The organism is Vibrio sp. 704 (assembly GCF_033339295.1).
The window spans coordinates 1-584 of record NZ_JAWOUH010000739.1; the positions used below are offsets into that span (position 1 = coordinate 1).

Annotated in this window: 1 protein-coding gene; it reads left to right on the top strand. The window is 43.3% G+C overall.

Features of this window, described 5'->3' with window-relative positions:
* Positions 1-155: 155 nt before the first annotated feature.
* A partial coding sequence (locus R7R24_RS28835) for a nucleotidyltransferase domain-containing protein (RefSeq protein ID WP_318120474.1) occupies positions 156-584 on the top strand: 429 nt, incomplete at its 3' end.

Below are 584 nucleotides of genomic sequence, written 5' to 3' on the forward strand. Positions count from 1 at the left end.
CGCAGCGATGATACGATTCCTCGCCTAATGAAAAATGCGTAACCAAGAATGACTTCAATATCCCCGCTCATGCGGGGATATTTTTTATCTCCGCGAGATTTGTTAAATTAGAAAGGTTTGTAGATCTTTACTTTTAGCTTGCACGGATAGCAAATATGCCACTTCAATCCCCTCTTACGTTTTCCGACGAACAAATCAATATCGGCGAACTAAAACAAGAGTTAGAAAAATTCAGCTCAACCCAAAAACAAGAGTTTCTTAACCATCACCCTGTGACCAGCTTAGTATTGGCTCGCGCAGAGTACATGGACTTGTTGCTGACGCGTTTATGGCAATACTTCGGTTTTAATGACATTTGCAACATCTCATTAGTGGCCGTGGGCGGATATGGTCGCGGTGAACTGCATCCGTTGTCCGACATAGACATTCTTGTTCTTTCTAACAACAAACTGCCGACCGCGTTGGAAGCGAAAATCAGTGAATTTATTACCTTACTATGGGACTTAAAACTGGAAGTTGGCCATGCGGTTCGCACTGTCAATGAATGTGCACAAATCGGTCGTAACGATCTAACGGTTGCCACT